Source organism: Brevundimonas sp. UBA4553 (assembly GCF_002387245.1).
In the GTDB taxonomy this organism is placed as follows: Bacteria; Pseudomonadota; Alphaproteobacteria; order Caulobacterales; family Caulobacteraceae; genus Brevundimonas.
This window is the reverse complement of the sequence record NZ_DGLD01000022.1, coordinates 41008-49771: the sequence shown is the minus strand read 5'-3', so window position 1 is coordinate 49771 and position 8764 is coordinate 41008. Positions and strand designations below refer to the sequence as shown.

The 8764-nt window shown below is 66.9% G+C and carries 12 protein-coding genes; 6 read left to right on the top strand and 6 right to left on the bottom strand.

Annotated features, from left to right (window positions below):
- Nucleotides 1-722, top strand: a 722-nt coding sequence (rpoD, locus tag B4A39_RS16170; protein ID WP_292037851.1) for an RNA polymerase sigma factor RpoD, incomplete at its 5' end; no start/stop codon positions are given.
- Between the two features lie 74 nt (nt 723-796).
- Here the strand turns inward: rpoD and B4A39_RS16165 are convergent.
- Nucleotides 797-1285, bottom strand: a complete 489-nt coding sequence (locus B4A39_RS16165; protein WP_292037847.1) for an Lrp/AsnC family transcriptional regulator — start codon at nt 1283-1285, stop codon at nt 797-799.
- A gap of 109 nt (nt 1286-1394) precedes the next feature.
- Here B4A39_RS16165 and B4A39_RS16160 point away from each other — a divergent pair, with 109 nt between their 5' ends.
- Entirely contained in the window at nt 1395-2369 is a 975-nt protein-coding gene (locus B4A39_RS16160) for a DMT family transporter (RefSeq protein ID WP_292037843.1), read from the top strand.
- A gap of 45 nt (nt 2370-2414) precedes the next feature.
- On the opposite strand, the gene B4A39_RS16155 is transcribed toward B4A39_RS16160, so the two are convergent.
- From B4A39_RS16155 to B4A39_RS16140, 4 genes are all read right to left on the bottom strand, one after another.
- Nucleotides 2415-2762: a DUF1428 domain-containing protein gene (locus B4A39_RS16155; protein WP_292037838.1), complete on the bottom strand. Its 348-nt coding sequence runs from the start codon at nt 2760-2762 to the stop codon at nt 2415-2417.
- 146 nt (nt 2763-2908) lie between these two features.
- Entirely contained in the window at nt 2909-3400 is a 492-nt protein-coding gene (locus B4A39_RS16150) for a VOC family protein (protein ID WP_292037830.1), read from the bottom strand.
- Nucleotides 3397-3873, bottom strand: coding sequence for an SRPBCC family protein (locus B4A39_RS16145; RefSeq protein WP_292037824.1), 477 nt, complete (start codon nt 3871-3873; stop codon nt 3397-3399). Before B4A39_RS16145 ends, B4A39_RS16150 begins: the two co-directional genes overlap by 4 nt.
- 2 nt (nt 3874-3875) lie before the next feature.
- On the bottom strand, nt 3876-4319 hold the full coding sequence (locus tag B4A39_RS16140) for a VOC family protein (RefSeq protein WP_292037816.1): 444 nt from the start codon (nt 4317-4319) through the stop codon (nt 3876-3878).
- A gap of 56 nt (nt 4320-4375) precedes the next feature.
- Between B4A39_RS16140 and B4A39_RS16135 the strand changes: the two genes are divergently transcribed.
- Nucleotides 4376-5068: a winged helix-turn-helix transcriptional regulator gene (locus B4A39_RS16135; protein WP_292037811.1), complete on the top strand. Its 693-nt coding sequence runs from the start codon at nt 4376-4378 to the stop codon at nt 5066-5068.
- Nucleotides 5069-5083: 15 nt separating this feature from the next.
- Here B4A39_RS16135 and B4A39_RS16130 read toward each other — a convergent pair whose 3' ends face one another.
- Nucleotides 5084-5299: a flagellar hook protein FlgE gene (locus B4A39_RS16130; RefSeq protein WP_292037801.1), complete on the bottom strand. Its 216-nt coding sequence runs from the start codon at nt 5297-5299 to the stop codon at nt 5084-5086.
- Nucleotides 5300-5522: 223 nt separating this feature from the next.
- Here B4A39_RS16130 and B4A39_RS16125 point away from each other — a divergent pair, with 223 nt between their 5' ends.
- From B4A39_RS16125 to B4A39_RS16115, 3 genes are all read left to right on the top strand, one after another.
- Nucleotides 5523-7535 carry a DEAD/DEAH box helicase gene (locus B4A39_RS16125; protein WP_292037792.1) on the top strand — a complete coding sequence of 671 codons (2013 nt, stop codon included), beginning with the start codon at nt 5523-5525 and terminating at the stop codon, nt 7533-7535.
- 50 nt (nt 7536-7585) lie between these two features.
- Nucleotides 7586-7924, top strand: coding sequence for an Mpo1-like protein (locus tag B4A39_RS16120; RefSeq protein WP_292037789.1), 339 nt, complete (start codon nt 7586-7588; stop codon nt 7922-7924).
- A gap of 81 nt (nt 7925-8005) precedes the next feature.
- Entirely contained in the window at nt 8006-8755 is a 750-nt protein-coding gene (locus B4A39_RS16115) for an SDR family NAD(P)-dependent oxidoreductase (RefSeq protein ID WP_292037784.1), read from the top strand.
- Nucleotides 8756-8764: the final 9 nt, after the last annotated feature.

The window sequence follows — 8764 nt, the reverse complement described above, 5'->3', positions numbered from 1 at the left end:
AGGCCAAGAAGGAAATGGTCGAGGCCAACCTGCGCCTCGTGATCTCCATCGCCAAGAAATACACCAACCGCGGCCTGCAGTTCCTGGATCTGATCCAGGAGGGCAACATCGGTCTGATGAAGGCGGTCGACAAGTTCGAGTACCGTCGCGGCTACAAGTTCTCGACCTACGCCACCTGGTGGATTCGTCAGGCGATCACCCGCTCGATCGCCGACCAGGCGCGGACCATCCGCATCCCGGTCCACATGATCGAGACGATCAACAAGATCGTCCGCACCAGCCGCCAGATGCTGCACGAGATCGGCCGCGAGCCGACCCCGGAAGAGCTGGCCGAAAAGCTGGCCATGCCGCTGGAGAAGGTGCGCAAGGTCCTGAAGATCGCCAAGGAGCCGATCTCGCTGGAGACCCCCATCGGCGACGAGGAAGACTCGCACCTGGGCGACTTCATCGAGGACAAGAACGCCGTCCTGCCGATCGACGCCGCCATCCAGTCGAACCTGCGGGAGACGACCACTCGGGTTCTGGCCTCGCTGACGCCGCGCGAGGAGCGCGTCCTGCGGATGCGCTTCGGCATCGGCATGAACACTGACCACACCCTGGAAGAGGTCGGCCAGCAGTTCAGCGTGACCCGTGAACGCATCCGTCAGATCGAGGCCAAGGCCCTGCGCAAGCTGAAGCACCCCTCGCGGTCGCGGAAGCTGCGGAGCTTCCTGGACAGCTGATCGGTTCGATCGCCTGAAGATCAGCGCCGGCGGGGTTTCGACCTCGCCGGCGTTTTTCGTTCCGGGTCAGGCGTTCAGGGAATGATCAGGGAGGCGTCGGTCTTCACCCGGTCCAGGGCGATCAGGGAGCGGAACCGGTTGACGCTGTCATTCTCCTCGAACAGCCGCTGCGTCAGCGCCTGATAGGCCGCCATGTCGGTGGTGACGACGATCAGGATGAAGCTGGTGCCGCCGGTGACATAATAGCACTGCTGCACCTCCGGCTCGTTCTGGAACCGGATCTTGGCGTTCTGCACGGTCTCGGCCCGCTCGTCCTGCAGATAGACCTCGACGATGGCCGTGATCGTCAGCGGCACGGCCCTGGGGTCCACCAGGGCGACGTTGCCGCGGATGACGCCGCTGGCCTCCATGGCCGCAATGCGCCGTTGAACGGCGGCGGCGGACAGGTTGACGGCTTCGGCGATGGTGCGTTGCGGCGTCCGGGCGTCACGCTGAACGATCCGCAGGATCGCGCGGTCGAAGCTGTCCAGCGGGCGCTGGGAGGGTGCGGGTCGTCCGGCCATCGGCGTTTCTTGTTGTGCGAGTTTTTGTTGCGTCTGGGCCTGTGATCGAGAGGAAACGCCCCGTCCGCCCCTTGGTATAGCTCGCCGCCGAGCCAAGCGGGAACTGGAAATGACGACTGAAGCGATCGGACAGGCGCCGAGCAACCGGACGGCGATCGGCGTGGCCTGCGGGGTCGGCGCGGGCGCTCTGTGGGGGCTGGTCTTCCTTGCGCCGGAGCTGGCGCGGGACTTCAGTCCTCTGCAACTGACGGTCGGGCGTTATCTCGCCTATGGCCTGATCGCGGGCGTGCTGCTGGCGCCGCGGTGGAAGGCGGTGACGGCGCGGATCGACCGTCGCGACTGGCTGAACCTGTTCTGGCTCGGCCTCACCGGCAACACGCTTTACTATATCCTGCTGTCGACGGCCGTGCAGACGGGGGGCATCGCCATGACCTCGCTGGTCATCGGCTTCCTGCCGGTGGCGGTGACCATCATCGGCAGCCGCGATCACGGCGCCGTGCCTTTGCGTCGGCTGCGCCTGCCGCTGCTGCTGTGCGTCGCAGGGGCCGTCTGCATCGGCTGGCAGGCGCTGGCCGCCCCGGCCGAGACCGCGCACGCCACCCGCCTGATCGGTTTCGCCTGCGCCGTCGGGGCCCTGGCCTCCTGGACCTTCTTCGCCGTCAGGAACGCGCGGCGCCTGCGTCAGCTGGAGACGGTGTCCGCCCACGACTGGAGCCTGCTGACCGGCGTGGTCACCGGGGCGCAGAGCCTGCTGCTGTTGCCCTTGGCCCTGCTGGTCGCCGGCGAGGCGCAGCACGCGGCGGGGGACTGGATGCGGTTGGCGGGGGTCTCGGTCGGCGTGGCCGTGCTGGCCTCGATCGCGGGCAATAATCTGTGGAACCGCATGAGCCGGCTGCTGCCGCTCACCCTGGTCGGTCAGATGATCCTGTTCGAGACCCTGTTCGCCCTGATCTACGGCTTCGCCTGGGAGCAGCGGCTGCCGACTGCGATGGAGGGGCTGGCCTTCGTGCTGGTCGTGCTCAGCGTCGCCACCTGCCTGCGCGCCCATCGGGCCAGACCGGGCCTGGCGCAGGGCGAGGCATAGCGAAAACGCCGGGGACGGCGGCCGTCCCCGGCGCTGTTCGTCAGATCAGTTCTGGAACACGGTTTCGAAGCCGCCCCACATCATGCGCTTGCCGTCGAAGGGCATGTCCATGTCGGCCATGGCGGGGTCTTCCTGCATCTTGGCCCAGGCGTCGTCGGCGGTCTTCTTGTCGGGCCAGACCAGCCAGGAGAAGACCACGGCCTCGCCTTCCTCCAGCTTCACCGCCATGGGGAAGCTGGTGACCTTGCCGTCCGGCACGTCCACGCCCCAGTTCTCGATCTGGGCGGTGGCGCCATAGCCCTTGAACAGGGGCCAGGATTTGCGCGCGGATTCGATGTAGCGCTCCTTGTTCTCGTTCTTCACGGGGGTCAGGAAGCCGGTGACGTAGGACATCTTGGTTTCTCCTTCAGAAGTTGGCCCCTGTGGCTCGCCGCGCGCGGCTCGCTGATTGAGGGGCAGGGGGCGGATCATCGTGAAAGACGCAGGCGCAGGCTTGGTGGAAAGCGACAGTTGGCTCGAGGGCAGTCTGGCGTGGCCGTTTACCCAGCCTTGTCAGCAGCGGCCTCGAGGGTCGCGATGTCGATCTTGTGCATCGTCATCATGGCCTCGAAGGCGGCCTTGGCGCGGGCGGGGTTGGGATCCTCGTAAAAGGCCATCAGGCGACGCGGGGTGATCTGCCAGTTCACGCCCCAGCGGTCCTTGCACCAGCCGCAGGCGCTTTCGGCGCCGCCATTGCCGACGATGGCGTCCCACAGGCGGTCGGTCTCGGCCTGATCATCGGTCATGATCATGAAGGAGACGGCCTCGGTCTGGGGGAAGATCGGCCCGCCGTTGAGGCCGAGATAGCGTCGTCCCGCCAGGGTGAACTCGACCACCAGTTCAGCGCCTTCAGGGCTGGACGGATTGTCGGCGGGGCTGGCCGAGACGCGCTCGATGCGGCTGTCGGGCAGGCCCAGGGAGACATAGAACTCCGCCGCCTTTCGGGCCTGGCCCAGGTCATACCAGATGCAGGGAACGATCTTGTCGGTCATGACGTCCTCTCCTGTTCGGCCAGCCTCTCGGCGACCTCGCCCAACTGATCGGCGGCGGCGCCCCAGCCGGGCTCGAAGCCCATGCTGGCGTGGGTCTGCATGGCCTTGTCGTCCCAGTGGCGCGCGCGGGCGATGTAGCGCGTGCCGTCGCCTTCGGGTTCGAACGTGTCGATGCGCACGAAGTTCATCTCGCCCGGCTGCGGGAGCCAGCCTTCGGTCATGGCGCCGGTGGTGAAGATGCGACGTTCGGGGACCACCTCCAGCACCACGCCGCGATACTCATGCCGCTCGCCCTCGGGGGACTGCATGACGATGTCGGTGCGCCCGCCGGGGCGCAGATCATAATCGACCTGGGGCGTGGTCCAGGGGCGGGGGGTGAACCACTCAGTCCCGTGTTGGGTGAAGGCCTTCCACACGGTTTCGGGCGAGGCCTTGATGAAGCGGCTGACGCTCAGTTCGAACAGGTCGCTCATGATCAGCCGCCTCCGACCTGGGCGGCGAAGGCCTCGGGGCCCTCGGCGGCGGCTTCGGGGTCCATCCACATGACTTCCCAGATGTGGCCGTCGGGGTCGGCGTAGCTGCGGCCGTACATGAAGCCGTAGTCCTGCTTCGGATTGGGATCGGCCTGGCCACCGGCGCGGGCGGCGCGGTCGATCACGGCGTCGACGGCGTCGCGGCTGTCCTCCGACACGCAGATCAGCACCTGGGCCGTCTTGTGCGCGTCGGGGATGGCGCGGTCGGTGAAGCTGGAGAACTTCTCGTGGGTCAGCAGCATGGCGTGGATGGTCTCCGAGAACACCAGACAGGCGGCCGTCTCATCCGAGAACATCGGGTTCTTCGTGGCGCCCACGGCCTCGTAGAAGGCGACTGAACGGGGCAGGTCGGTGACGGGCAGATTGACGAAGATAAGCTTGTTCATTGGCGATCCTCCCTGATCTGGCGTAACGGTGTCCTATCGTGTTATGTTAGTCAACTATGAAGTTAGAAAAAGTAACTAAAGAGTCCGCCGGCCGTTCCCGCCGCTATCACGACGCCTGCGGCGCCGCCCACGGCCTCGACCTTGTCGGCGAGCGCTGGGCCCTGCTGGTGATACGAGAACTCATGATGGGGCCGCGGCGTTTCAGCGACCTGCGCAAAGACCTGTGCGGCCTGTCCGCCAACGTCCTGACGCAGCGGCTGGAGGGGCTGGAAGCCTCGGGCGTCGTCCAGCGGCGCAAGCTGCCGCCGCCCGCCTCGGTCCAGGTCTATGAACTGACCGACTGGGGCTATGAGATCAAACCGGTCTTCATGGTGCTGGGCCGCTGGGCCGCGCGCTCGCCCCAGCACGATCCGACCCTGCCGATCAGCGCCGTGTCGATCATGCAGTCGTTCGAGACCATGTTCGACGCTGGGCGAGCCCAGGGCGCGGCCATGCGTCTGGGCTTCGTTTTAGGCGAAGACCGAATGGTGGTGGACGTGGCCGACGGCGTCATCGCCACGCAGCGCGGCGAGGTCGAGGGTTGCGACGTGGTCGTGCGCGCGACGCCCCCCGCGGTCGTGGCCGCCGCCGTCTATGGCAAGGTTCCGCTGGCGGCGCTGGAGAGCGAGGCGGGCATGATCATCGAGGGCGACCGCGAAATCTTCGCCCGCTTCATCGACTTCTTTCACCTGCCCGGGAAGGCGGGCTGAGCGGAACCGGTCAGGCTAGACCAGCACGTCCAGCAGCGTGCCCGTCATCTCGTCGGCGGTGCGGGCCACGGCGGCGTTGGCGGTGAAGTCCTGTCGGGCGCGGATCTGCTCGACCGCCTCGACCGCAAGGTTGTCCAGCGAACCGCTGGCCGTGCGTCGGGCGCTGGCTTCGAAGCGGTTGGCGGCGGTCTGCATTCCGGCGGCGGCGATGCTCAGGGGCGGGATCGTCATGGGCGGTCTCCGGGCTGAAAGGAACTCTGCGGACGGTCAGGATCGTGGCTTTGAGGTCAATGGCGCCTGAACAAGCGTGGTGAACGGCGGTCTTTTTCCGGAAACGCGCCGCATCGGGGCCAATATTGGTGTATAGAGACCGCCTCCTCCTCGCCCGGCCGGCTGTTCGCCTTGGCCGGGCGCGGTCGTTTCGACGACCGCATTGCTCTTTTTCAGGTCGTATATGCCCTTTCCCGCGATCCACCCCGCGCTAGACCGCGCTCTCGTCAACAAGGGCTATGCCGAGCCCACCCCGGTTCAGGCGGCGGTTCTGGACGGCCACGGCGAGGCCGACATGCTGGTCTCGGCGCAGACCGGATCGGGCAAGACGGTGGCGTTCGGCCTGGCGGCGGCCTCGACCCTGCTGGGCGACGACGAAAGCTTCGGCCCGGCGGACGCGCCGCTGATGCTGGCCATCGCCCCGACGCGCGAGCTGGCGCTGCAGGTCTCGGCCGAGCTGGAATGGCTGTACGGCGAGTCCAAGGCCAAGATCACCACCTGCGTCGGCGGCATGGACGCCCGCAAGGAAGCCCGCGCGCTGAACTACGGCATCCACATCGTCGTCGGCACGCCCGGCCGCCTGAAGGACCACATCGATCGCGGCAACCTGGACCTGTCCGCGCTGAAGGTGCTGGTGCTCGACGAGGCCGACGAGATGCTCGACATGGGCTTCCGCGAAGACCTCGAATACATCCTGGAGCAGTCGCCGGCTGAACGCCGCACCCTGCTGTTCTCGGCCACCATCGCCCGCGACATCGCCATGCTGGCCAAGCGCTATCAGCGCGACGCCGTGCGTATCGACACGGTCGACCGCAGCCAGCCGCACAGCGACATCGAATACCGCGCCCTACGCATCGCTCCGAACGAGATCGAGCACGCTGTCGTCAACGTGCTGCGCTTCTACGAGGCGCCGGGCGCCCTGGTCTTCTGCTCGACGCGCGACAGCGTGCGTCACCTGCAGTCGTCGCTGCTGGAGCGCGGCTTCTCGACCGTGGCCCTGTCCGGCGAAATGGGTCAGCGCGAGCGGACCGACGCGCTTCAGGCCCTGCGCGACGGCCGCGCCCGCGTCTGTGTCGCCACCGACGTGGCCGCGCGCGGTCTGGACCTGCCCGATCTGGGCCTGGTCATCCACGCCGAGCTGCCGATCAACAAGGCCACCATGCTGCACCGTTCGGGCCGCACCGGCCGCGCGGGCAAGAAGGGCACCTCCATCCTGCTGGTGCCCAGCAGCCGCCGCCGCAAGGCCGAGATGCTGCTGGGCTCGGCAGGCGTCGAGGCCACCTGGGCCGCCGCCCCGACCGCCGACGAAATCCTGGCCAAGGACGAGCAGCGCCTGCTGGCCGCTCCGATCTTCGCCGAGGAAGGCAATGAGGACGACGCCGGCCTGATCGCCAAGCTGGTCGCCGAGCGCACGCCCGAGGATCTGGCGCGCGCCCTGCTGGTCCTGCTGCGCAAGGATCTGCCGGCCCCCGAGGATCTGACCGATCCGGGCCAGGGTCCGCAGCGCAAGCCGCGCGAAGCCGGCGACGCCTTCGCCGCGGGGGCCTCGCCCTTCGAGCGTCTGCAGCCGGACCAGGTGTCGTGGTTCCGTATGGATATCGGCCGCAACCGCAATGCCGATCCCAAGTGGCTGATCCCGATGATCTGCCGCATCGGCGGCATCACCAAGCAGCAGATCGGCTCGATCAAGACCTTCCCCGAAGAGACCCGCTTCGAGATCGCCAACACCCACGTCGAGGCCTTCAGGAAGCTGGCGGCCATGAACACCAACGAGGCGAACATCACGCCGTCGGAAGCCCCGCATTCGGGCATGTTCAAGGGCGGCGCGCGCAACCGCCGCGACGAAGGCGGCGAGCGTCCCTACGCCAAGAAGCCCTTCCGCCGCGACGAGGACGGCGAGGGCGGTCGTCCGCCGTTCAAGAAGAAGCCGTGGCAACCGCGCGAGGGCGAGGCTGAGGGCGAACGTCCGGCCTTCAAGAAGAAGCCCTACGCTCCCCGCGCCGACGCGCCGGAAAGCAGCCAGTTCTTCGACAAGCCCTATGAGAAGCCCTTCGCCAAGGGGCCGGGCGCCAAGAAGCCGTTCAAGCCCAAGTCGGACTTCAAGGCCGGCGGCAAGCCGGGCTTCAAACCGGCGGGCAAGCCTGCCGGCGCCAAGCCGTTCAACAAGGCCGGCAAGCCCGGCAAGCGGTTCGACTGATCGCTGATCGCTGACTTGCCCCCGGTTCGATCCGGGGGCAGGCTGCGGCCATGACCGCACGCGATCCACAGACTGGCCGGGACATTGGAGGGCGATACGCCTCCTTTTCGGCCTTCTACCCCTATTACATCCACGAGCATTCCAACCGGACCTGTCGCCGCATCCATGTGATCGGGACGGGGCTGGTGATCGCCGCCTTTCTGGCCTTCTGCGTGACGCTGAACGCCTGGTGGCTGCTGGCCATGCCGGTGGTCGGCTACGGTTTCGCCTGGGTCGGGCACTTCTTCTTCGAGAAGAACCGGCCGGCGACCTTCAAATACCCGCTGTGGAGCCTGATGGGCGACTTTCGCCTGTTCTTCGAGACGGTCAGCGGTCAGCGGAAGTTCTGATCACGTCCCCGTGCAAACGGGTCGAAGCGTCGCCTTGGGCGCCCATATGTCGGTCACGCTTTCAGTCGAAGGAGACCGCGTATGGAACTTGAGAACCAGGTCATTATCGTCACGGGCGGCGCCAGCGGGATCGGGCGCGAAGCCTGTCTGGCCCTGGCGCGCAAGGGCGCGGATCTGATCGTCGCCGACTTCAATCTGAAGGGCGCCGAGGCTGTGGCCGACGAGGTCCAGGCCCTGGGCCGCAAGGCTCATGCCTTCAAGGTCGACGTCTCGAAGGCCGAAGAGGTCAAGGCCCTGGTCGACTTCACCGTGGACCGGCTCGGCACGTTGAACGGCATGTTCAACAATGCCGGCATTGGTCTGGTGAAACCCTTCCTCGAGATGGAGCCGGCGGACTACCTGAAGGTGATCGAGGTCGACCAGCACAGCGTCTACTACGGCCTGCTGTACGGGGCGCGGAAGATGGTCGAACTGGGCGTCAAGGGCGCCTTCGTCAACACCGCCTCCATCTATGGGTCGATCGCCGCGCGGGGCAGCTTCAACTACAATGCGGCCAAGGCGGCGGTGGTCTCGATGAGCCGGTCGGGGGCGCTGGAGCTGGCCGAGCATGGCATTCGCGTGGTCGGCGTCGCGCCCGGCTTCATCGACACGCCGATCCTGGGCGACGATCCGAAGCTCAAGGCGCCCCTGGCGGCGCAGCACATGCATAACCGGCTGATTCAGCCGGAGAAGGTCGCCAGCGTCGTCGCCTTCCTGTTCACCGACGCGGCCAGCGCGGTCAACGGTTCGACCATCGCGGTGGACGACGGCTTCCTGTCCTTCAAGGTCTGACCGGGCCTG